A 20,917-nucleotide genomic window follows, 5' to 3' on the forward strand; every position below is an offset into this window, starting at 1 on the left:
TCATGACGTCGCGCGCAGCGTCCGTCAAGGATGGCCGTCGCTCGCTCGAACCTCACGTGGTCTGTTGCCAGGCCACGCCTTGACGGACGCGAGCACGGCGTCATCATGGCAGGCGCAGACGATCCGGGCGGAGCAAAAAACTGCCGTCACTTAATGGTTGCTACGGCACCTTCACCTGAGCTTGTTCAATAGCGCCATCAGCGTTTCGCGCTCTTTTGCATCCAGCGGCGCGAGCGTCTCGCGGGTGATCGCGAGCGCGTTTGGCGCCAGCCTCTCCGCAAGCTGCTGACCCGCGCGCGTCAGGCTGACCAGCAAGCGCCGTCCGTCTTCCGGATCCTGGCTCGTCTCGGTCAAGCCGCGCGCCGTGAGGCGGTCGATCACGCCCTTGATGGTCGCGACGTCCATCGCCGTGAGACGTCCGAGCTGGTTCTGCGAGCACGGCCCGGTCTCGGCGAGCTTCGACAGCGCCGCCCATTGCGTCGGCGTCAAATTGGTGCCGATATCGCGCGAGAAGATTGAGCTGTGGCGTTGCCAGACCTGGCGCAGGATGAAGCCGACTTGCTCGTCGAGCACGTAAGGCGGTTTTGCCGGTTTGACGCTCTTCTTCGCCGTAACGCTTCTCGCCATCCGTTCGCAGCCCTTCCCCTTGCCTCACAACGACAGATGCGCGTCGCGGATGTCCGGACGCGCGTCGAGTTCGGCCATGCTGCCGCCGAAGCAGATGCGGCCGCGCTCGATGATGTAGGCGCGATCGGAAATCAGCCGCGCGAAATGCAGATTCTGCTCGGAGACGACGATGCTGACGCCCTCCTTCTTCATGGTCAGCATGGCATCGACCATCTGCTCCACGATCTTCGGCGACAGTCCCTCCGAAGGCTCGTCCAGCAGCACCAACGACGGATTGCCCATCAGCGTGCGCGCAATGGTGAGCATCTGCTGCTCGCCGCCGCTCATGCGCCCGCCGGGGCGATTCTTCATCTCGCCCAGGTTTGGAAACAGCGCGAACAGTTTTTCGCGCGTCCAGTGCGGCGCGTTCGGACGCTTGGGCTGGCGGCCGACCTCGAGATTTTCCTCAACGGTCAGATCTGTGAAGATGCGCCGCTCCTCCGGCACATAGCCGAGGCCCTCGCGGACGATCTCGTGCGTCGGACGCACCGAGACATCCTTGCCCTCGAACATGATGCGGCCGGTTCGCTGCGCGACGAGGCCGACGATGGAGCGGAACGTCGTCGACTTGCCCGCGCCGTTGCGCCCGAGCAGCGCAACGACCTCGCCCTCACCGACCTCGAAGCCGATGTCGAACAGGATATGCGCCGGGCCATAATGGCTGTTGAGCGCTTCGACCGTCAGCTTCATGTCGAGGCTCCCTCGCGATGGCGGGCATCATAGACGAGGCCTTCGCCGAGATAGACCGCCTGCACCTGCGGATTGCCGCGCACTTCGGCCGGCGAGCCTTCGGCGATCAGCGCGCCGCGGTTGAGCACGATGATGCGGTCGGCATGTTCGAATACGACATCCATGTCGTGCTCGGTGAAGAGCACGCCGATCGACTTTTCGCGCGCTATCTGCGCTGTGAGCCGCATCAGGTCGACGCGCTCGCGCGGCGCCATGCCCGCGGTCGGCTCGTCCATCAAGAGCAGCTTTGGCTGGTTGGCGAGCGCCACCGCAAGCTCGAGACGCTTGAGGTCGCCATAGGCGAGCTCGCCGCAGGGGCGATCGGCGTAGCCGCCCATGCCGACCAGCTCGAGCAGCCGACCGGCTTCGCCGCGGTCGAACTTCGGCGCCGAGCCGAACAGATTGAACAACTGCTTTCCGTGCGATATCAACGCGACCTGCACGTTCTCGCGCACGCTCATGGTGGCGAAGGTCGCGGTGATCTGGAACGTGCGCCCGACGCCGAGCCGCCAAACCTCGCGCGGCTTCCTGCCGGTGATCTCTTCACCTAGCAGGCGGACATGCCCGGAGTCCGGCTTGTTCTGGCCGTTGAGCATGTCGAAGCAGGTGCTCTTGCCGGCGCCGTTCGGGCCGATCAGCGCCAGAATCTCGCCTGCACGCAACGAGAACGACACGGCGCGCACGGCATGAATGCCGCCATAGGATTTGGTCAGGCCTTCGACCGCGAGAAGTGGGGGTGCGACGCTCATTCGGCGGACTCGATCGGCTTGGCAAGCAAGGGAGATCCCGGCGGCGATGCTTTCTTACGACGCTGCGCCAGCATCTCGAGCACGCCAACGATGCCCTTGGGGAAGACGACGACGATCAGCATGATGAAGCCGCCGAGCACAAGCTTCGACAAGTCGGTCTGGCTGATCAGCCAGATATTCAAAGCCTTGTAGACGATGGCGCCGATCACCGCGCCCGACACCGTCTCGACGCCGCCGAGCAGCACCATGACCAGCGCATCGACCGACAGCGAAATGCCGAGATTGTCGGGGAAGACGCTGCCCTTGAGGTAGGCGAACAGCGCGCCGCCGATGCCAGCGGTGGTCCCTGCGATGACGAAGGCCGTCCACCGGATGCGCTTCGCGTCGATGCCGATCGCTTCGCTGCGCAGCGCCGAGTCACGCGTTGCCCGGAGCGCATAGCCGAACGGTGAGAACACCATGGCTCGAAGCGCGATCGTGACGAGCGCCGCGACGCCGAGCGCGAGCCAGTAGAAATGCGGTGGGCTCGCGGCCCAGCTCGACGGCCAGAGGCCGAGAATGCCGTTGTCACCGCCTGTCACGTCCACCCACTGGAATGCGATCGACCACACGATCTGCGCGAAGGCGAGCGTCAGCATCGCGAAATAAACGCCGGAGAGCTGCACCGCGAAGAAGCCGAACACGGCCGCGCCCAGGCAGCCGAGCAGCGGGCCGAGCAACAGGCACACGATCATCGGCAGCCCCGCCATCTTGGCGAGGAAGGCAATGCCATAGGCGCCAAGCCCGAAATAGGCGGCATGGCCGAACGATGCGAGCCCGCCGACCGACATCAGGAAATGCAGGCTGACGGCAAAGATGACGAAGATCGCGATCTCCGAGCCGACCGTCAGCGCGTAATTGCCGGCGAACAGCGGCAGCGTCGCTGCGATGACGAGCGCGGCAAGCGCAGCCAGCCGCTCATTCGGCGTCAGCGGGCGCCAAGGACTGACGGTGAGGCCCGGCGTCTTGCGCGCAGCCGCCTCGGGCCTGCCGAACAGGCCCCAGGGCCGCACGATCAGCACCACTGCCATCACCAGGAAAACCAGGATGATGGAGATCTTCGGAAAGATCAGGATGCCGAAGGCGTTGAGCTCGGACACCAGCACCGCCGCCACGAACGCGCCGACGATACTGCCAAGGCCGCCGATCACAACCACGACGAAGACCTCGACGATGATCCGGAGATCCATGGCGTGATGCACGGCATCGCGCGGAATCTGAAGCGCGCCGCCGAGAGCGGCGAGGAAGACGCCGACCGCGAACACGGAGGTGAACAGCCACTTTTGATTGACGCCGAGCGCGGCGACCATGTCGCGGTCCTGCGTTGCGGCGCGCACCAGCACGCCCCAGCGCGTGCGCTGAAACAGCAGCCAGAGAATGCCGAGCACGACGGGTCCGAGCACGATCAGGAATAGGTCATAGCTCGGAACGTTCTGGCCGAAGAAATCGATGGCCCCCTTGAAGCCCGGCGCGCGGCGGCCGACGAGGTCGTCAGCTCCCCAGATCAGCACCACGAGGTCTTCGACCATCAAGGTCAGGCCAAAGGTCGCGAGCAGTTGGAACAATTCGGGCGCATGATAGATGCGCCGGAGCAGCACCATCTCGACAAGGACGCCGATCAGCGCCACCGCGAGCGCGGCCAGCACGATGCTGCCCCAGAAGCCGAAGGCGCCGGAGAGGCGCTCGGTCAAAGTGAAGGCGATATAGGCGCCGATCATGTAGAAGGCGCCATGCGCGAAATTCACGATCCGCGTCACGCCGAAGATGATCGACAGGCCCGAGGCCACAAGGAACAGCGACGCTGCGCTGGCAAGACCGGTCAGAAACTGTACGACGTAAAAGGCCATCGGCGGTCCGGGTTGAGGTTGAAGTCACCTCTCCCCACGAAGAGTGGGGAGAGGGAGGGGAAAGATAATCAATCCTTCGGCCGCAGCTTCTCGACCTCCGCATCGCTGGGCAGATAGTCCGCGCCCTTCTTGTAGGACGAATCCACCATCACACCCTTCCCATCCTTCAGCGCGGTCTTGCCGACATAGGCACCGAGCGTCGACTGATGGTCGATCTTGCGGAAGGTGATTTCGCCGAAAGGCGATGGCATCGACAGGCCTTCGGCCGCGGCGATCAGCTTCTCCGGATCGGTCGAGCCCGCCTTCGCCAGGATTGCCGCTGCCGACTTGATGGTCTGATAGCCGACGATCGAGCCGAGGCGCGGATAGTCGTTGTACTTGGCCTGGTAGGCCTTCAGGAAGGCGTCGTGCTCCGGCGTCTTGATCGAGTACCAGGGATAGCCGGTGACGATCCAACCCTCCGGGGTCTCGTCCTTGAGCGGATCGAGATATTCCGGTTCGCCGGTCAGGAAGGAGACGACCTCACGCCCCTTGAACAGGCCGCGGGTGTTGCCTTCGCGCACGAGCTTGACGAGGTCGGCGCCGAAGGTGACGTTGAGGATGGCTTCCGGGTTGGCGGCGGCAACCGCCTGCACCACCGGACCTGCGTCGATCTTGCCCTGCGGCGGCCACTGCTCGTCGACCCACTGGATGTCCGGGCGCTTCTCCGACATCAGCTTCTTGAACACCGCGACCGCCGATTGGCCGTATTCGTAGTTCGGCGCGATCGTCGCCCAGCGTTTCGCCGGCAGCTTGCTGGCTGCCTCCACTAGCATCGCCGCCTGCATGTAGTTGGAGGGACGCAGGCGGAAGGTGTATTTGTTACCCTTCGACCAGGTGATCGCGTCGGTCAGCGGCTCGGCCGCGAGGAAGAACACCTTCTTCTGGTTGGCGAAGTCGCTGACGGCGAGGCCGATGTTCGACAGGAACGTGCCCGCGAGCATCGCAACGCCCTCGCTGGAGACGAGCTCATTGGCAGCGGTCTGCGCATCCGCCGGCTTGCCGCCATCGTCCTTCGAGATGACGACGAGCTTCTTGCCGTTGATGCCACCGGCCGCGTTGATCTCCTCGGTGGCGAGCTGCCATCCCTTGCGATAGGGCTCGGTGAAGGCCGGCAACAGCGAATAGCTGTTGATCTCGCCGATCTTGATGTCCTGCGCCAGGGCCGAATGGGCCATGCCGTCGGCCAGAAGCGCGAAGGCCGCGCCGACAAAAACGTTTCTTGCTCGCATCCCAACCTCCAGTTTTGAACTTCTCTGTCTTTCGCAAACGATCTGATCGGAGAACCCGTGCCCGGTTCTCCGGACGCGCTATCTCAAACCGTCTTCGCCCTTGATCTCCGCAACCGTCAGCCCGCCGACGCGCGGCAGCGGACGGCCGCTGTCGGTGACGGCAACTGCGACCATGATTTCGTTGGCGCGCGGTGCATCGTTGATTTGTACCTCCATGCCGTCGAAATGGCTGCGTACGAAGGCCGCGTCCTTGTGCCCCAGAGGAATATCGAGCGTCGTGCCCGGGCCGCTGCGTTTCTTCGACGACGGGATCAGCGCCGCGCCCTTGCCCAGCACTTTTCGCACCGGCGCACCCATCTTCGGATGAAGGATAGCGGCGGCGTGCTCCAGCTCGCCGTTCTCGCCGACCGCGGCGGCCTTGCCGTAGCTCTGCACCTTTGCGCCATCGATCCCGAGCGCCGCCACCGCGCGCTTCGACAGCAGCTCGCCCAGCTCCTCGCCAATCGCGATGAGCGGCGAAAGGTCTTCAACATATTTCCCCGCAAAGGGATTCTCGATCACGGCGATCGCCGCGGCGCGCCGCGTCGGCGGCGACACCTGACGTCCCATCTCCATCTGGGTCTCTTCGAGGACGGTGACGATCTTGCGGATGATCGCGTTCATGATTGTTTCCTCAAATCGCTTCCCTGTTCAGGCATGAACCGCAGTCTCCAGCATAGGCGGGCGCGATCGTTGCCGTTCGATATCTTTTGGTCCGATGACAAGCATATCACCACAAAGCTGCAATACGGCACCCTCGATCAATTCGCGATCGAATAAATGCCGTGCACATTCCGCGCCAGATTCCAGCGCGGCCGCGATCTCATTGTGCGACAACTTGCCGACCTCGCGGGTGACAAGACGGGCCCCGAGATCGCTGTCAGGCTGAAGCTCGTTGGCGGGCTTGCGGATGATGGCCGGATGTCCCGGCAGATCCACCGCGTTGGCGATGATCGTGGCCGCCGCATCGGCCTGCGATGCCGTTGCAGCCAACACCGTCACCGCGTCGGCGATACCGAGCGAAAAACTACGACCGTGGCGTCCACTGGTCGCGATTCCGCGTACAGGGTCGGTCGAATCGACCCTCATGGTCCGCATTACGCCGGAGCCATCAGGCCGATCAATCAGACCGACAGAGAAATGCTCGCCTTCGCCCAGATGAAGCGCGAGGTCGCCGCCATTGTTGACGTAGGCTTGATTGAGTGTCGCGGCTCCGAGCATTGCGCCAAGGATCTCCTCCGCCCCGCTGCCAGCAACGGCGGCCATCGGCGTGATGAAGCAATCAGCCGCATAGGGCGAGACAGCGGCATGCATCCGCCGCGCGACCACGCCCTTCAGCGAAGTGCGCTCCTCAGCGGCCGTCCGCAGCTCCGGCAGTTCCGCGCAGAGCTCATCCAACAATCCGGTGAACCGCCGCGCTGCAGCCTCATAGGCCGCGCGCACCTCGTCCGCAGGCCCTCTCGCCTCCACGATCAAATCAATCGGTCCATCCTGCAAATGCAGCCGTCGGCCGTCAGACAGCAATGCGATTTGCGCGCGCCGTGTCATGCCCGCCGTCCCGGGATCGGGTTCTGCCAGGGCAATTGACGGACGTCGTCACCGCTCTGCACTTCGGAAAGCGGCTTCACATGATCCATGTGACCGCCGAGCGCGGCATAGTCCGACAGCCTCATGGTGAACTCGATTGGCGCGACCAGCGCCGGCGTCGGCACGTAGCCAAATGCGCCCGCGGGCATCTGCGTCACGTCGACCATATAGGTGATGCCTCCGCCGGGCCAGACATAGACCGGCGCGCCGCCGCTGGTGACGCGCGTCAGTGCGTCCTTAACCGAGCGCGTCAGCCGCACCGGATTGTCGGTGACGCCGGCGCGCAACGAGCCGCCGGCACCCGCCATGAACAGCACCGTGCAGAGCGCCGGCTCGCAATTCTCCTGGATGCGCTCGACCGAAAACTTCAGGTCATCAGGCATCTCGGTCTCGACCGGCTTCAAAGCCTCGTCGAGGACATAATAGGACGAATGCTCGCCCGTGGTGGAGACCATCAGCATGGTCAGACCGGGCTTGGCTTCCTTGGCATCAAAGGGCCCGAGAATCGAGAGCGGATCCGAGATGTTGGTGCCCCCCCAGCCGGTGCCGGGCTCGGCGACCTGGAAATAGCGGCCGGGCGTCGAACGCCGGCCCTTCATCTTGATGCCGGTATCGGCGATGTCGAGCAGCTTGCCGGCCTGATGTTCCGACAGCACGCCGGTGATGTGGTCATCGACCACGACGACCTCATCGACCTTGCCATGCCATTGCTTGGCGAACATGCCGATCGTCGCCGAGCCGCAGCCGACCCGCATGCGCTCTTCCTTCACGCCGTTGACGATCGGCGGCTGGCCGGCCTGCACCACCACGGTCGCGCCGCCGTCGATGGTGAGCTCGACCGCCTTGCAATTGGCGAGATCCATCAGCGTGTCGCAGGTGACGCGTCCCTCTTTCTTGGAGCCGCCAGTGAGATGATGCACGCCGCCGAGCGAGAGCATCTGCGAGCCGTATTCGCTGGTGGTGACGTGGCCCACCGCCTCGCCTTGCGCGCGAACGGTCGCGGTCTCCGGCCCGAGATAGCGATCGGTGTCGATCTTCACCTTGACGCCGCAATAGGAGAAGATGCCCTCGGTGACCACAGTCACCATGTCGACGCCATCGACCTCCGCGGAGACGATGAATGGCGCCGGCTTGTAGTCGGGATAGGTCGTGCCCGCGCCGATCGCCGTCACAAAAGTTGAAGGCTCGTGGACGATCTTGCCGTCCCAGTCTTCGGTCCGGCTGAACGGCACCAGCTTGCCGCCATGCGAGACGGTGCGCTCCAGGATCACGTGCGGATCGACGCGAACGAGCTTGCCGTCGTGGTTAGCGTAGCGGTCGCAAGCTCCCGCCGCACCCGGCTTGATGTAACACATCACCGGACAGGCATCGCAGCGTATCTTGTCGATGGCAGCGCTCGTCGTTTCCATCACCATGTCAGAGCCAGCAGACACCGCGGTTATCATTCGTATACGAACGATGTTGCGCGCGGTCCCGATGGCTGTCAAGCGGCGGTGCGGCGCAAAAGGTGCACCTGCCGCATAAAAGCTCATATGCCTATCCGCCCTGTCCACAAAGGAGGCATTCGCGCTGCAGTGCGGCATGACGGCTTGCACGTTTGTGTACAAACGGTATCGTCGCGACTTACAAATCGCGTGTTTACAGGGCTTGGGAACGAGGATGATGCAGACACCGATCCGCCTCACCGTGAACGGCAGGATCCACGAGGTCACTGCGGCTCGAGACACGCCGCTGCTCTACGTGCTGCGCAACGACCTCGCGCTCAATGGGCCGAAATATGGCTGCGGCCTCGGTGAATGCGGCACCTGTACTGTCCTGATCGACGGGGCCGCGGCACGCTCCTGCGTGATTCCCGTGAGTGGCTGCGATGGCCGCGACATCGTGACGCTCGAAGGCTTGGGCACGCGCGACAAGCCGGACATCGTGCAGCAGGCCTTCATCGACGAGCAGGCCGCGCAATGCGGCTACTGCCTCAACGGCATGATCATGACCACCAAGGCGCTGCTCGCGGTCAATCCGCGGCCGACCGAACAGCAAGCGCTGGCGGCACTGCGCTACAATCTCTGCCGCTGCGGCACGCATGTCGAAATCCTGCGCGCGGTGATGCGCGCCTCCGGCCAGCTCACCGAGGCCGCTGATTGATGGTCTCCTCCCATTCGAACGGAGCTGAGCGGCCATCCGGTTCGCTCGTCGTCTTGCGCACCGTGGACGAGGTCACAACCGAGACCTATGTCCGCATCACCGCGGACGGTTCGGTCACAGCCTATAACGGCCATGTCGATCTCGGCACCGGCATCCGCACGGCGCTCGGCCAGATCATCGCCGAAGAGTTGGACGTGTCCTTTGCGCGCGTCGTCATCGTGCTCGGCGATACCGCACTGGTGCCGAACCAGGGCGCGACGATCGCGAGCGAGACGATTCAGATCACGGCTGTGCCCTTGCGCAAGGCCGCGGCCCAGGCGCGGCACTTCTTGATCGCACGCGCAGCCGAGCGGCTCGAACTGCCGGCGGCCGAGCTTAAGATCGACGACGGTCTCGTTCGCGGGCCCGACAATCGCTGCGTCAGCTATGGCGAACTGATCGGCGGCGAGACGATCAGCCTGGAGCTTGCCGATGACGTCGTCGTGAAGGCGGTTGGCGATTATGCCATCGTCGGCCAGTCGGTACCGCGGGTCGACCTGCCGGCCAAGGCCACGGGCGAGCTAACTTTCGTGCACGACATCCGCGTGCCCGGCATGCTGCACGGCCGCGTGGTGCGTCCGCCCTATGCCGGCGTCGATGCCGGTCCGTTCGTCGGCACCAGCCTGATCGCCGTCGACGAGGCGTCGGTGCGCGACATTCCCGGATTGGTTGCCGTCGTGCGCATCGGCGATTTCGTCGGCGTGGTCGCCGAGCGCGAGGAGAATGCGATCCGAGCGGCAGAGCAGCTCAAGGTGACCTGGAAGCCGACACCCGCGCTGACCGATCTCGCTGATGTCGAGAGCGCGCTGCGCGCCAATCCATCGACGCCGCGCACGCTGATCGACAAGGGCGACGTCGACGCGGCGATATCGGGCGCGGCCAAGCCGATGCAGCGCACTTATGTCTGGCCCTATCAGATGCACGCCTCGATCGGCCCGTCCTGCGCGGTCGCCGACTTCCAGGACGGCAACATCCGCGTCTGGTCCGGCACGCAGAACCCGCACGTGCTGCGCAGCGATCTGGCGCTGCTGATCGAGCGTCCGGAGAGCGAGATCGAGGTGATCCGGCTGGAAGCCGCCGGCTGCTATGGCCGCAACTGCGCCGATGACGTCACGGCGGACGCCCTACTGCTGTCGCGCGCGGTCGGCCGGCCCGTGCGCGTGCAGTTGACGCGCGAGCAGGAGCACGCCTGGGAACCAAAGGGCACCGCGCAGCTCATCGACGTCAATGGCGGCCTCGACGCCGGCGGCGGCATCGCTGCCTACGACCTCGCCACGCGCTACCCCTCGAACGCAGCGCCGACGCTGGCGCTGCTGCTGACCGGGCGGATCTCGCCCGAGCCCGCCGTGCTCCAGATGGGCGACCGCACTGCTATTCCGCCTTACGATTACGACCACATGCGCGTCATCGCCCATGACATGCCGCCGATCGTGCGCGCGTCCTGGTTTCGCGGCGTCTCGGCGCTGCCGAACACCTTTGCTCATGAGTCCTATATCGATGAGGCCGCAACAGAGGTCGGCGTCGATCCGATCGAGTACCGGCTGCGCTACCTGAAGGATCGGCGCGCCGTTGACCTCGTCAATGCGGTCGCCGAGCGCGCAGGCTGGATGCCGCGACCGGTGCGCGAGGAGAAACACGGTGAGATCGTGCACGGGCGCGGCTTTGCTTATGCGCTCTATATCCACAGCAAGTTCCCCGGCTATGGCGCGGCGTGGTCGGCCTGGATCGCCGACGTCGCGGTGAACAAGACGACCGGCGATGTCAGCGTCACGCGCGTCGTCGCCGGACAGGATTCCGGGCTGATGATCAATCCGGACGGCGTGCGCCACCAGATCCACGGCAACGTCATCCAGTCCACCAGCCGCGCGCTGATGGAGGAGGTTTCATTCGAGCGCGGCGCGGTGGCGGCGCGCGAGTGGGGCGCCTATCCGATCATTCTCTTCCCCGAGGTGCCCAAGATCGACGTTTTGATGCTGCCGCGTCAGGACCAGCCGCCCCTCGGCGTCGGCGAGTCCGCTTCGGTACCGAGCGCGGCGGCGATCGCCAACGCGATTTTCGATGCCACCGGCGTGCGCTTTCGCGAGCCGCCATTCACGCCCGAACGCATTCTCAGGGGATTACACGGCGATGCGGCGGCCACGCCGCAGGCCCTGGCCGCTCCCGCCACCCCGCCGCCATCCCGCATCTGGGAGAATCCGTTCGCCAAACGCGCCGGTATCTTTGCGACGATCGCGGCCGTCTGCACCGCCGCAATCGGAGTCGGCGCAGCGCTACTCCCGGCGCGCGCGATCGCGCCCATCGCGCGGCCCGACGCGTCGGTCTATTCCGCAGCAACGATTGCCCGCGGCCAGCAGCTCGCGGCGCTCGGCAATTGCGCGGAGTGCCATACCACGGTTCGAGGCGCGCTCAATGCCGGCGGCCGAGCGCTGGAAACGCCGTTCGGCACGATCTACTCGACCAACATCACGCCCGATGTCGAGACCGGCATCGGCGCCTGGTCCTACCGCGCCTTCGAGCGCGCGATGCGCGACGGGGTGCATCGCGACGGACGGCAGCTCTATCCTGCCTTCCCCTACACGCATTTTTCGAAGACCAGCGAGGCCGACCTTCAGGCTCTCTATGCCTACCTGATGGCACAGCCCGCGGTACGCGCGACGCAGCCTGCGAACGCGCTCGCCTTCCCCTTCAATCTTCGGCCACTGCTTGCGGGATGGAACGCGCTGTTTCATCAGGCGGATGAATTCAAGCCCGATCGCGCAAAGTCGGAGCTTTGGAATCGCGGCGCCTATCTCGTCGAGAGTCTCGGCCATTGCAGCGCCTGCCATTCGCCGCGCAATGCACTCGGTGCCGAGCAGCGCCAGGCCTATCTCGCCGGAGGCTTTGCCGAGGGCTGGGAGGCGCCGGCCCTGACCTCGCTCTCCCGCGCACCTATTCCGTGGAGCGAGGACGAACTCTTCGCGTACTTGCGCACCGGTCATTCGCGCTATCATGGCGTCGCGGCCGGCCCGATGGCGCCGATCGTCCGGGACCTCAAGGTCCTGTCCGATCAGGACATCCGCGCAATGGCGGTCTATCTCAACTCGTTCAATGACACGGCGAGCGACGGACAAATGCAAGACGCGCTCGCAACGAAACTCGAGAACGCGACGCAAGTCACCGTCGCTGCGTCCAACGGCGCGCGGCTCTATCTCGGCGCCTGCGCGGTCTGCCACGAGATCGGCGGCCTGCCTCTGTTCGGCACTAGGCCCTCGCTCGCGCTCAACAGCAATCTGCACAGCGCGACCTCGGACAATCTCGTGCAGGTGATCCTGCACGGCATTGCCGAGCCGGTGTCGAGCGATCTCGGTTACATGCCCGCCTTCAAGGGCAGCATGAGCGACGCGCAGGTCGAGGAGCTCGTCACTTTCCTGCGCAAGCAGTTCGCACCGGACAAGCCGGCCTGGACCGGCGTGCGCGAGACGATCGCGCGCGCACGCGCATCCGCAAACTAAGCGTGCTTCTTGATCTCCACTGGCGGCGTGCCATGCGTGTGGAACGACTCGATCGTCTTCAGGCCCCAGGCCTGGCCCTTCTTGCGCTCCTCCTCGGTCCACACGATCGGCTTCCAGTCCGGCGCGAGGATGAGACGCGCGCCGGCGTTGGCGACCTCGACGCGGTTGCCGCCGGGCTCATAGACGTAGAGAAAGAAGGTCTGCTGGATCGCGTGCTTGTGCGGGCCGGTCTCGATGTGCACGCCGTTCTCCAGGAAAATGTCTGCAGCGCGCAAAATCTCCTCGCGGCTGTCGAGCGCGTAGGTGACGTGATGGAAGCGGCCGGGCGTGCCTGAATGGTCGAGCGAATAGGCGAAGTCGTAGCTCTTGTTCGACATCGTCAGCCACATCGCGGCTTCACGTCCGTCGTTCAGCACGATCTGCTCGGTGAGACGGCAGCCGAGATAGTTCTCGAAGAACTCGCGGTTGGCCTTGATGTCGACGGCGAGGCAGTTGAGATGGTCGAGCCGGCGCACGTTGACGCCGCGCGCCGGAAAGCGCTGGGCCTGGTTCTTCAGCGCGGGCTTCAGCTCCGGCGGCGCCTGATACCATTCGGTCTCGTAATAGAGTTCGACGATGTGTCCATCAGGGTCACGGCAGCGGAAGGTCGGCCCCTGCCCCATATCGCCGTCGATCCAGCCGATATCAAAGCCGGAGCCTTTCAGCGCGGCGACGCGGCGTTCCAAGGCCTGCTGACTGCGCGCGCGCAACGCCATGTGCTCCATGCCCGAGGTCTTCGAGGCCGTGAGCTTAAGCGAATAGCGCTCGTAATCGTCCCAGCCGCGTAAGTAGACCGACTCGCCGTTCTGCCCGCTCACGGTCATGCCCATGACATCGACGAAGAACTTCAGGCTTTCATCTGGCTTGGGCGTCAAGAGCTCCATGTGGCCGAGATGGGCGAGATCGAGGATCGGTTCGGGCTGCATGCTTTCCTCCAAACCTGGCGGTCAAGCGTTGGCTACGATCCGCAGGACCGAGTCCTGCAATCCGGCGTGAGACTGCGATGCGCCCACGCCACGGCCGAACACTGACGCCGCCAGTTCATTTGTACCAATGTACAAATCATTAGGTCTCGTCAACAAATCAAGCGCCCGAATGGAAGGGCGCCGCTCCCGGGAACAATTATTCCCGAACGACGGAACCTTGCCTGCCTCGAATGGTAAAATCTTCCTTAACTGGCTTCGGCTCTCCCTTTTTTCTGCCATTTCTGCTCTCAGTACGGATTAGGAACCACCTTCCGGCCAGATTGCCGCGGATTTAACGGAGCAGCCGCGCCTGCGGCTTAACCGTTTGTGCAGCGACGGCTGCGCATAGTCCGGACCAAACCCGTTGCTCTTGCCAGGTTCATTCATCGTGACATCCTTTGGACGCGTGATTTCGGTTCGCGGATCGCTCGCCCGGGTCGGGCTTTTGGCGGAAAGCCGGATGCCGGTCTCGGAGGTTCGGGCGACCGTCGGCCGCTTCGTCAGTATCCGCTGCGCAAACTCGGTTATCGTCGCAATGATTACCGAGGTCTCCTGCGAAAACCTGTCGGCTAGCGACAATTACATTGCGATTGCCTCGGTCGACCTGCTTGGTGAGATCCTCAACGCCACCGACAAGCCGAAATTCCAGCGAGGCGTGACCAATTATCCGACCATCGGCGATGCCGTCGACCTGATCACGAGCCAGGAGTTGCGCACGATCTACGCGCCGACCGGGTCGGACCAGATCAACGTCGGCTTCCTCCAGCAGGACCGCTCGGTCGTCGCCTATGTCGACGTCGAGGAAATGCTATCCAAGCACTTCGCGGTGCTGGGATCGACCGGCGTCGGCAAATCGACCGGCGTCTCGCTCCTGCTGAACGAGATCCTGAAGGCGCGTCCGAACCTGCGCATCTTCCTGCTCGACGTGCACAACGAATATGGCCGCTGCTTCGGCGATCGCGCGCTGGTGCTCAATCCGCGAAATCTAAAGCTGCCGTTCTGGCTGTTCAACTTCGAGGAAATCGTCGACGTGCTGTTCGGCGGCCGCGCGGGCGTGCCCGAGGAGCTCGACATTCTCGCTGAGGTGATCCCGATCGCCAAGGGCGTCTATACCCAGTACCAGAACGCCGACCGCATCGGTCTCAAACGCATCGATCCCAAGCAGGTCGGCTACACCGCGGACACGCCGGTGCCGTATCGCCTGGTCGACTTGATATCGCTGATCGACGAGCGCATGGGCAAGCTCGAGAACCGCTCGTCGCGCATCATCTATCACAAACTGATCTCGCGCATCGAGGCCGTCCGCAACGACCCGCGCTACGCCTTCATGTTCGACAACGCCAATGTCGGCGGCGACACCATGGCCGAGGTGATCAGCCATTTGTTCCGCCTGCCGGCCAACGGCAAACCGATGACGGTGATGCAACTCGCCGGCTTCCCGGCCGAGGTCATTGATTCCGTCGTCTCGGTGCTCTGCCGCATGGCTTTCGACTTCGGCCTGTGGAGCGACGGCGTCTCGCCGCTGCTGTTCGTGTGCGAGGAGGCGCATCGCTACGCCTCCGCCGACCGCAACATCGGCTTCGGGCCAACTCGCAAGGCGGTGTCGCGCATCGCCAAAGAGGGCCGCAAATACGGCGTCTATCTTGGCCTTATCACCCAGCGCCCGGCCGAGCTCGACGCCACCATCATCTCCCAGTGCAACACGCTGTTCACGATGCGTCTCGCCAACGAGCGCGACCAGGCGCTGCTCCGCGCCGCCGTGTCGGACGCGGCCGCCAACCTGTTGTCCTTCGTGCCCTCGCTCGGCACCCGCGAGGTGCTGGCGTTCGGGGAGGGCGTCGCCCTGCCGACGCGGCTGCGCTTCAAGGAGGTGCCGCCGCATCAATTGCCCCGCGGCGAAGCCACCATCAGCAGCGTGCCCTCGGTCACCTCCGGTCACGACATGCATTTCGTCAGCGCCGTGCTCGAACGCTGGCGCGGCGCCACCTCGCAGCGCGACGTGCCAAACGATCCACTGTTCTCGGCCCCTCCCGCCAAGACGATGTCCAGCCTCGAAGCGCCGATGCTGCAACCGTCGATGGGCCTCGATCCCGACCGCTTCTCGCTGCTGAAGAAGCCGTTGAGGTAAGGCCGCGCGTGTCCCGGACGCGCTACGGCGTGCAACGCTGCTGCGCAAGGCCGAGACCCACGCCACACGCACCGCACTCTCGGAAAGATGGGCCCCGGCTCTGCAGGACACCGCTGGACAAGCGCTGCGCTGCGTTAGGGCACGCCCTACGGAGTATGCAGCACGTTGAGACGGCCGCCCGCATCGACTATGTTTGCCGGCCCTGAGCCGGAGTCCATGCAAATGACAAAGCCCGCGCAACGCTTCCCCGCCCCCGCCTTCGACACGCTGCCGGACGACATCCGCACGCGGCTCCTCGCCGTGCAGGAGAAGAGCGGCTTCGTGCCGAACGTGTTCTTGACGCTGGCGTATCGTCCCGACGAGTTTCGCGCCTTCTTCGCCTATCATGATGCACTGATGGAGAAGGACGGCGGCCTCACCACGGCCGAGCGCGAGATGATCGTGGTCGCGACCTCGGCGGCCAACCAGTGCCAATATTGCGTGATCGCGCATGGCGCGATCCTGCGCATTCGGGCCAAGAATCCGCTCATCGCCGACCAGATCGCGATTAATTACCGCAAGGCCGATATCACGCCGCGGCAGAAGGCGATGCTCGACTTCGCGATGAAGGTCTCGGCCGAGGCGCAGCGGATTTCAGAGGACGATTTCGCAGCACTCGCGCCGCACGGCTTCAGCGACGACGACATCTGGGACATCGCCGCGATCTCCGCCTTCTTCGCACTTTCGAATCGGCTGGCGAATTTCACGGGCATGCGGCCAAACGAGGAGTTCTATCTGATGGGACGGCTGCCGAAGAAGTGATCGACAGGCAATGACCGAGCTCGACTGGCCCGAAATCGTGCTGCGTCTCGGCAGCGCCACGCTTGCAGGCGGAGCAATCGGCCTGAACCGCGATCTGCAAGGTAAGCCGATCGGACTGAAGACGCTCGGCATCGTCGGGCTCTCCACCGCGGCCGTCGTGCTGCTTGCGGTCGAGTTCGCCGAGCCCGGCAGAATCACCGATGCGGCGAGCCGGGTGATCCAGGGCATCCTGACCGGAATCGGTTTCCTCGGTGCCGGCGTCATTGTCCACGAGAGCAAAGGTTTTCGCGTGAGCGGTCTGACCAGCGCGGCCTGCACGTTCCTCGCCGCCTGTCTCGGCATCGTCTGCGGCACCGGACAATGGAAGATCGTCGCAGCCGCGCTGGCGTTCGCCTTCGTTCTGCTGACGGTCGGCCGCCGCGTCGAGCGCTGGCTGCACCGGATGCTCGGTGGCCAGGAGGAGCTGCATGAAACGGCCTCCGAGCAGAAGCCTGAACGCAGCGTTTAGGCGCTTTCGGCTCGCCTTGCGCTCGCCGCGCTCACCTCTTCCGCCGCAGGGTCCAGCGGTTCCGTGCGAGCAGGGTCGCGGTCATGCATTGCGTGCGGCTACGAAGCGCTATGCCGCTAGCGCTTTGTCATCAACTCGAGTGCCGGAGCAAAGCGCTCGGCAAACGTCAATGTCTTGGCATGGTGAACCGCCGCAAACGAGGCCGAAACCCCTGCTGACGCAAGGGCAAGCAGGGCAACAGCGAAAACCAGACGGCGCATTCTTGCCTCCCGTGTGAGCCCGATTGCCCCAAAGGATGGGACGGCTCTGTTTCAGGGCCGCTTCATGCGGGGCGGAAAATGATTTCGCTCAAGAGGCTGTGATGAGGTCGGATTGCGGTGCCGTATCCATGCGCCCCTAATCATCGTCCGCCGGCCCGCACCAGCCGGGCAGATAGATCGCATCCTTACTTCTAGCCGAGGACATCGCCTTCTCGAGCGCCATGTCGAAATCGGCATCGACCAGCTTGCGCGAGAGTTTTCGGCGCAGATAGTCGGCCCACAGGAATTCGGAGAATGGCGTCGTATCCTTGGCGAAGCCGCCGATGCGGCGGAGCTCGCCGGCGAGGCTGCGGAACGGGTCGTCCTTGAGGTCGGCCACCGATTTCGGCAGGTCCCGGAACGGCCGCCTTTCGCCCTTGGCGTCGTAGGGATAGACCCAGCGCTTGTTGTCCAGGACGCCCCAGAAGGCCTCGCGCTCGACCATTCTGAGGTCGCCGACGATGGTGACCAGCACCTCCTTGATGCCCTCGTCGTGCAATGCGCGGCCGAGATGATGATGATCGATCACGTAATAGCGCTGGTCCGGGCCGTAGACGACGGGAATCATGTGCTTGCCGAGTAGGTCGGCCTGCTTCTTCTTGTCGTGCTCGCGCCAGCGCTTGCGCTTCTCCTTGACCTCGCGCATGCCGACCGTCATCTGCGTCGGCCGCAGCGACAGGATGGGAACCGGGTGCACTCTCGGCTCACGCGTATTCGTCATTTCGAACGGTCCCTCATTGGTTGCAATTGGCGGAAACAAGTTCCCTGGACTATGCCATGACCCCAGTGACGGCAAAATGCGTCGGGCTGCACGCGCAGATGACAAGCCCATGTGGACGGAACGCAGGCGTGAGTTCCCCGCCAATATGGCAACGCAACCGCATATTCCTGACCGCGTCGCAGCCGGTTGGTGACGATTGACGGCACGCGATGCAAAATAGTGCGAATAGGAAATGCAGCTCCGAGTTGAGAAGATTTTCTGCAACGCGGTCATCACGTATGCTATCTAAAAATCGCTGCTTCGGAGTGATCCCCTGCCCTATGAAAAGCCAGCGGCCCATAAGCTCTGATGACGAGCACCGGGTGCTCCAATTCAGGCCGCGCACCTCGCCTTCCGCCATGGTTCGCCGGGGCAACGGCACCGTGCAATCATTGCGCGCGGCGCCGGAGCCGCTCGACCTGTCGCGCTACGAGCAGCCCCGCACCGGACCGGACGATTTCCGCCACCGCATGCTCGCCAATATCGCGGCGCTCGCCTTCACCATCGCGCTGACCGCGATCGGGATTTGGCTCGCCGTGAGTATTGCCGACCTGCGCCGGACTCAGGATTGCGTCCTGATGGGTCGCCGCGACTGCGTCAAGATCACGACGCCGCACATCTAGGCTCGCCCTGCCGGCGGTCCCTCGCTGGACGACCCGTGGCGGGCATCCCCAGCCCTGTCTCCGCGCCTGGCAGGCTCCATTGAACTCAGGGCGGCGCTCCGATATACGGGCTTTCGACCCGGCCAGAGGGGGGTTTGAGGGCGTCATCAGGGGCGCGATGCCCGCCCACCGTGCCACTCTGGAAATCTGACAAATACCTGCAATATATCAAAGGCTTAGTGATGTCTTCCACATTCGATCAGGTCGCCACGATCATCGCTGAAACCTGCGACATCCCGCGCGACACGATCACGCCGGATAGCCATGCCATCGATGATCTCGGCATCGACAGCCTCGATTTTCTTGATATCGCGTTCGCGATCGACAAGCAGTTCGGCATCAAGCTGCCACTTGAAAAGTGGACCCAGGAGGTCAACGACGGCAAGGCGACCACGGAGCAGTATTTCGTGCTGAAGAACCTGTGCGCGCGCATCGACGAGCTCGTCGCGGCCAAGGGCGCGGGCGCCTAAGCGCGCGGCCATGCAACTCGAATACTTCCACATGATCGATCGGATCGTCGACCTGAACGTCGACGAGAAGACGATTGTCGTCGAGGCCCAGGTTCCGAACGCAAGCACCATTTTCGAGGGACACTTCCCGGGCTATCCGCTGATGCCCGGCGTGCTCCTGATCGAATCGATGGCGCAGGCTTCGGGCTGGCTTCAGCTCGGTGTGCTGAAGTTCGAGCGCATGCCGATCCTCGCTGCCGTGAAGGAGGCCAAGGTCCGCGGCTCGGTCTACCCCGGTGACGTCATGAGCATCGAGGCGACCCTGTCCCATCAGGGCTCGGGTTACGCGGTCACCGAAGCCAAGATCCGGGTCGGCGGCAAGCTGCGCGCGAATTCGACGCTCACCTTCACGCAGATTCCCTTTCCCAATGCGGATATGCGCGGACACATGGACGCAATCGCCAAACGCGTCGGCTTTCCGCAACAGGCCGTTTCGCCATGATCGACACTTTCGCGACGAAGCCCGCCCAGACGGAAGTCTGGATCACCGGCATTGGACTTGCCACCTCGCTCGGCGAGGGGCTCGACGCCAACTGGGCCGCGCTCCAGGAGAAGCGCATCAATGTCGACGAGAAGGGCTTTGCGCCCTACATCGTGCATCCCTTGATGCCGGTCTCTTTCGACAGCCAGATTCCGAAGAAGGGCGACCAGCGCCAGATGGAAGCCTGGCAGCGTATTGGCACCTATGCCGCGGGCCTGGCGCTCGATTCCGCCGGGATCAAGGGCAACAAGGACATCCTGTCGAAGATTGACATGGTGGTGGCCGCAGGCGGCGGCGAGCGCGATCTCAACGTCGACACCGGCGTGCTCACGGCCGAGGCCAAGGGTGCCAACGCCCCCGGCTTCCTCAACGAACGGCTGATGAGCGACCTGCGGCCGACGTTGTTCCTGGCCCAGCTCTCCAACCTGCTCGCCGGCAACATCGCCATCGTCCATGGTCTCGGCGGCACCTCGCGCACCTTCATGGGCGAAGAGGTCGCGGGCGCGGACGCGGCCCGCATTGCGCTCGCGCGCATCGCCTCGGGTGAGAGCGACATTGCGCTGGTCGGTGGCTCGCACAATGGCGAACGCAAGGACCTGATGGTCCTCTACGAATTCGGTGACTTCAACCTGAAGGACAAGTTCGCTCCGGTGTGGGCGCGCAAGGACCATCCCGGCTTCGCGCTCGGTTCGGCGGGCGCCTTCCTGGTGCTGGAGTCGAAGGCGCATGCAGAGGCGCGCGGCGCAAAGCCGTTCGCCAAGCTCACCAGCGTCGTCGCCGACCTTGCCCGCCGCAAGCAGCCTGGCGACATGGCCTCGACGCTGGAGAAGCTTTGGGAAAAGCTGCCCAAGCGCGAGGGCAAGGCCGCGATCATATCAGGCGCGACCGGCGCCGAGCCCGCGACCTCGGAAGAGCGCAGCTTCCTGAGGAGCCACGCGGATCTGCCGGTGCGCTCGACCGGCACCATGTTCGGCCACACCATGGAAACGCAATTCCCGCTCGGAATTGCCCTCGCCGCACTGTCGATCTCGCGCGGTGCATTGTTCCCGCCGAATGATTCCACGGGGACTGAGATTGAAATGCAGGGCGCGCCCACCCAGATCGTGGTGGTAGGGGCTGGGCACTGGCGCGGCGAAGGCATGGCGCTGGTCGAGGCAGTGAGCTAG

General features: G+C 64.2%; 20 protein-coding genes. 9 read left to right on the plus strand and 11 right to left on the minus strand.

Going from position 1 to position 20,917, the window contains the following annotated elements; all coding sequences use genetic code 11:
- Positions 1-171: 171 nt before the first annotated feature.
- From IVB12_RS03380 to IVB12_RS03415, 8 genes are all read right to left on the minus strand, one after another.
- Positions 172-627 (minus strand): MarR family transcriptional regulator, encoded by a 456-nt coding sequence (locus tag IVB12_RS03380; RefSeq protein WP_247276851.1) that lies wholly within the window; start codon positions 625-627, stop codon positions 172-174.
- A gap of 24 nt (positions 628-651) precedes the next feature.
- The gene (locus tag IVB12_RS03385) at positions 652-1,356 is read right to left on the minus strand and encodes an ABC transporter ATP-binding protein (RefSeq protein ID WP_247295638.1); all 705 of its coding nucleotides are present in this window, start codon (positions 1,354-1,356) and stop codon (positions 652-654) included.
- A complete protein-coding gene (locus IVB12_RS03390) occupies positions 1,353-2,144 on the minus strand; it encodes an ABC transporter ATP-binding protein (protein WP_247295641.1) in 792 nt (263 codons plus the stop codon). The genes IVB12_RS03385 and IVB12_RS03390 overlap by 4 nt, the downstream gene beginning before the upstream one ends.
- Complete coding sequence (locus IVB12_RS03395; protein WP_247295645.1) at positions 2,141-4,030, minus strand: ABC transporter permease; 1,890 nt, start codon at positions 4,028-4,030, stop codon at positions 2,141-2,143. The genes IVB12_RS03390 and IVB12_RS03395 overlap by 4 nt, the downstream gene beginning before the upstream one ends.
- Before the next feature lie 68 nt (positions 4,031-4,098).
- Complete coding sequence (locus tag IVB12_RS03400; protein ID WP_247295648.1) at positions 4,099-5,301, minus strand: ABC transporter substrate-binding protein; 1,203 nt, start codon at positions 5,299-5,301, stop codon at positions 4,099-4,101.
- Positions 5,302-5,379: 78 nt separating this feature from the next.
- Complete coding sequence (locus IVB12_RS03405; RefSeq protein WP_247295650.1) at positions 5,380-5,964, minus strand: amino acid synthesis family protein; 585 nt, start codon at positions 5,962-5,964, stop codon at positions 5,380-5,382.
- A gap of 27 nt (positions 5,965-5,991) precedes the next feature.
- The gene (locus IVB12_RS03410; RefSeq protein ID WP_247295652.1) at positions 5,992-6,888 is read right to left on the minus strand and encodes a UPF0280 family protein; all 897 of its coding nucleotides are present in this window, start codon (positions 6,886-6,888) and stop codon (positions 5,992-5,994) included.
- Positions 6,885-8,342, minus strand: coding sequence for a 6-hydroxynicotinate reductase (locus tag IVB12_RS03415; protein WP_247295809.1), 1,458 nt, complete (start codon positions 8,340-8,342; stop codon positions 6,885-6,887). Before IVB12_RS03415 ends, IVB12_RS03410 begins: the two co-directional genes overlap by 4 nt.
- A 244-nt stretch (positions 8,343-8,586) precedes the next feature.
- Between IVB12_RS03415 and IVB12_RS03420 the strand changes: the two genes are divergently transcribed.
- Together IVB12_RS03420 and IVB12_RS03425 are read left to right on the plus strand one after the other, a co-directional pair.
- Complete coding sequence (locus tag IVB12_RS03420; protein WP_247276844.1) at positions 8,587-9,069, plus strand: (2Fe-2S)-binding protein; 483 nt, start codon at positions 8,587-8,589, stop codon at positions 9,067-9,069.
- Positions 9,069-12,599, plus strand: a complete 3,531-nt coding sequence (locus IVB12_RS03425) for a molybdopterin cofactor-binding domain-containing protein (RefSeq protein WP_247295811.1) — start codon at positions 9,069-9,071, stop codon at positions 12,597-12,599. The genes IVB12_RS03420 and IVB12_RS03425 overlap by 1 nt, the downstream gene beginning before the upstream one ends.
- On the opposite strand, the gene IVB12_RS03430 is transcribed toward IVB12_RS03425, so the two are convergent.
- Entirely contained in the window at positions 12,596-13,564 is a 969-nt protein-coding gene (locus tag IVB12_RS03430; protein ID WP_247276843.1) for a catechol 2,3-dioxygenase, read from the minus strand. The genes IVB12_RS03425 and IVB12_RS03430 overlap by 4 nt on opposite strands.
- Before the next feature lie 427 nt (positions 13,565-13,991).
- Here IVB12_RS03430 and IVB12_RS03435 point away from each other — a divergent pair, with 427 nt between their 5' ends.
- The 3 genes from IVB12_RS03435 to IVB12_RS03445 all read left to right on the plus strand — a co-directional run bounded on the left by IVB12_RS03435 (position 13,992) and on the right by IVB12_RS03445 (position 17,040).
- Positions 13,992-15,731 carry a DUF87 domain-containing protein gene (locus tag IVB12_RS03435; protein WP_247295654.1) on the plus strand — a complete coding sequence of 580 codons (1,740 nt, stop codon included), beginning with the start codon at positions 13,992-13,994 and terminating at the stop codon, positions 15,729-15,731.
- A gap of 222 nt (positions 15,732-15,953) precedes the next feature.
- A complete protein-coding gene (locus IVB12_RS03440) occupies positions 15,954-16,532 on the plus strand; it encodes a peroxidase-related enzyme (RefSeq protein ID WP_247295656.1) in 579 nt (192 codons plus the stop codon).
- A 10-nt stretch (positions 16,533-16,542) separates the two neighbouring features.
- Positions 16,543-17,040, plus strand: a complete 498-nt coding sequence (locus tag IVB12_RS03445) for an MgtC/SapB family protein (protein WP_247295659.1) — start codon at positions 16,543-16,545, stop codon at positions 17,038-17,040.
- 116 nt (positions 17,041-17,156) lie between these two features.
- On the opposite strand, the gene IVB12_RS03450 is transcribed toward IVB12_RS03445, so the two are convergent.
- Both IVB12_RS03450 and IVB12_RS03455 read right to left on the minus strand, forming a co-directional pair.
- On the minus strand, positions 17,157-17,300 hold the full coding sequence (locus IVB12_RS03450) for a hypothetical protein (protein WP_247295660.1): 144 nt from the start codon (positions 17,298-17,300) through the stop codon (positions 17,157-17,159).
- A 136-nt stretch (positions 17,301-17,436) separates the two neighbouring features.
- Positions 17,437-18,060, minus strand: a complete 624-nt coding sequence (locus IVB12_RS03455) for a ParB-like protein (RefSeq protein WP_247295663.1) — start codon at positions 18,058-18,060, stop codon at positions 17,437-17,439.
- Positions 18,061-18,380: 320 nt separating this feature from the next.
- Between IVB12_RS03455 and IVB12_RS03460 the strand changes: the two genes are divergently transcribed.
- From IVB12_RS03460 to IVB12_RS03475, 4 genes are all read left to right on the plus strand, one after another.
- Complete coding sequence (locus IVB12_RS03460; protein WP_247295665.1) at positions 18,381-18,722, plus strand: hypothetical protein; 342 nt, start codon at positions 18,381-18,383, stop codon at positions 18,720-18,722.
- Between the two features lie 221 nt (positions 18,723-18,943).
- The gene (locus tag IVB12_RS03465) at positions 18,944-19,231 is read left to right on the plus strand and encodes an acyl carrier protein (RefSeq protein WP_094974763.1); all 288 of its coding nucleotides are present in this window, start codon (positions 18,944-18,946) and stop codon (positions 19,229-19,231) included.
- 10 nt (positions 19,232-19,241) lie between these two features.
- Entirely contained in the window at positions 19,242-19,712 is a 471-nt protein-coding gene (locus IVB12_RS03470) for a 3-hydroxyacyl-ACP dehydratase FabZ family protein (RefSeq protein ID WP_247276836.1), read from the plus strand.
- Positions 19,709-20,917: a beta-ketoacyl-ACP synthase gene (locus IVB12_RS03475; protein WP_247295667.1), complete on the plus strand. Its 1,209-nt coding sequence runs from the start codon at positions 19,709-19,711 to the stop codon at positions 20,915-20,917. The genes IVB12_RS03470 and IVB12_RS03475 overlap by 4 nt, the downstream gene beginning before the upstream one ends.

This window comes from Bradyrhizobium sp. 179 (assembly GCF_023073535.1).
GTDB lineage: Bacteria > Pseudomonadota > Alphaproteobacteria > Rhizobiales > Xanthobacteraceae > Bradyrhizobium.

What these genes read in the sequence shown, in the direction of transcription:
- IVB12_RS03380 (WP_247276851.1), bottom strand. Translation starts at nt 627, where the DNA reads ATGGCGAGAAGCGTTACGGCGAAGAAGAGCGTCAAACCGGCAAAACCG.
- IVB12_RS03385 (WP_247295638.1), bottom strand. Translation starts at nt 1,356, where the DNA reads ATGAAGCTGACGGTCGAAGCGCTCAACAGCCATTATGGCCCGGCGCAT.
- IVB12_RS03390 (WP_247295641.1), bottom strand. Translation starts at nt 2,144, where the DNA reads ATGAGCGTCGCACCCCCACTTCTCGCGGTCGAAGGCCTGACCAAATCC.
- IVB12_RS03395 (WP_247295645.1), bottom strand. Translation starts at nt 4,030, where the DNA reads ATGGCCTTTTACGTCGTACAGTTTCTGACCGGTCTTGCCAGCGCAGCG.
- IVB12_RS03400 (WP_247295648.1), bottom strand. Translation starts at nt 5,301, where the DNA reads ATGCGAGCAAGAAACGTTTTTGTCGGCGCGGCCTTCGCGCTTCTGGCC.
- IVB12_RS03405 (WP_247295650.1), bottom strand. Translation starts at nt 5,964, where the DNA reads ATGAACGCGATCATCCGCAAGATCGTCACCGTCCTCGAAGAGACCCAG.
- IVB12_RS03410 (WP_247295652.1), bottom strand. Translation starts at nt 6,888, where the DNA reads ATGACACGGCGCGCGCAAATCGCATTGCTGTCTGACGGCCGACGGCTG.
- IVB12_RS03415 (WP_247295809.1), bottom strand. Translation starts at nt 8,342, where the DNA reads ATGGTGATGGAAACGACGAGCGCTGCCATCGACAAGATACGCTGCGAT.
- IVB12_RS03420 (WP_247276844.1), top strand. Translation starts at nt 8,587, where the DNA reads ATGATGCAGACACCGATCCGCCTCACCGTGAACGGCAGGATCCACGAG.
- IVB12_RS03425 (WP_247295811.1), top strand. Translation starts at nt 9,069, where the DNA reads ATGGTCTCCTCCCATTCGAACGGAGCTGAGCGGCCATCCGGTTCGCTC.
- IVB12_RS03430 (WP_247276843.1), bottom strand. Translation starts at nt 13,564, where the DNA reads ATGCAGCCCGAACCGATCCTCGATCTCGCCCATCTCGGCCACATGGAG.
- IVB12_RS03440 (WP_247295656.1), top strand. Translation starts at nt 15,954, where the DNA reads ATGACAAAGCCCGCGCAACGCTTCCCCGCCCCCGCCTTCGACACGCTG.
- IVB12_RS03445 (WP_247295659.1), top strand. Translation starts at nt 16,543, where the DNA reads ATGACCGAGCTCGACTGGCCCGAAATCGTGCTGCGTCTCGGCAGCGCC.
- IVB12_RS03450 (WP_247295660.1), bottom strand. Translation starts at nt 17,300, where the DNA reads ATGCGCCGTCTGGTTTTCGCTGTTGCCCTGCTTGCCCTTGCGTCAGCA.
- IVB12_RS03455 (WP_247295663.1), bottom strand. Translation starts at nt 18,060, where the DNA reads ATGACGAATACGCGTGAGCCGAGAGTGCACCCGGTTCCCATCCTGTCG.
- IVB12_RS03460 (WP_247295665.1), top strand. Translation starts at nt 18,381, where the DNA reads ATGAAAAGCCAGCGGCCCATAAGCTCTGATGACGAGCACCGGGTGCTC.
- IVB12_RS03465 (WP_094974763.1), top strand. Translation starts at nt 18,944, where the DNA reads ATGTCTTCCACATTCGATCAGGTCGCCACGATCATCGCTGAAACCTGC.
- IVB12_RS03470 (WP_247276836.1), top strand. Translation starts at nt 19,242, where the DNA reads ATGCAACTCGAATACTTCCACATGATCGATCGGATCGTCGACCTGAAC.
- IVB12_RS03475 (WP_247295667.1), top strand. Translation starts at nt 19,709, where the DNA reads ATGATCGACACTTTCGCGACGAAGCCCGCCCAGACGGAAGTCTGGATC.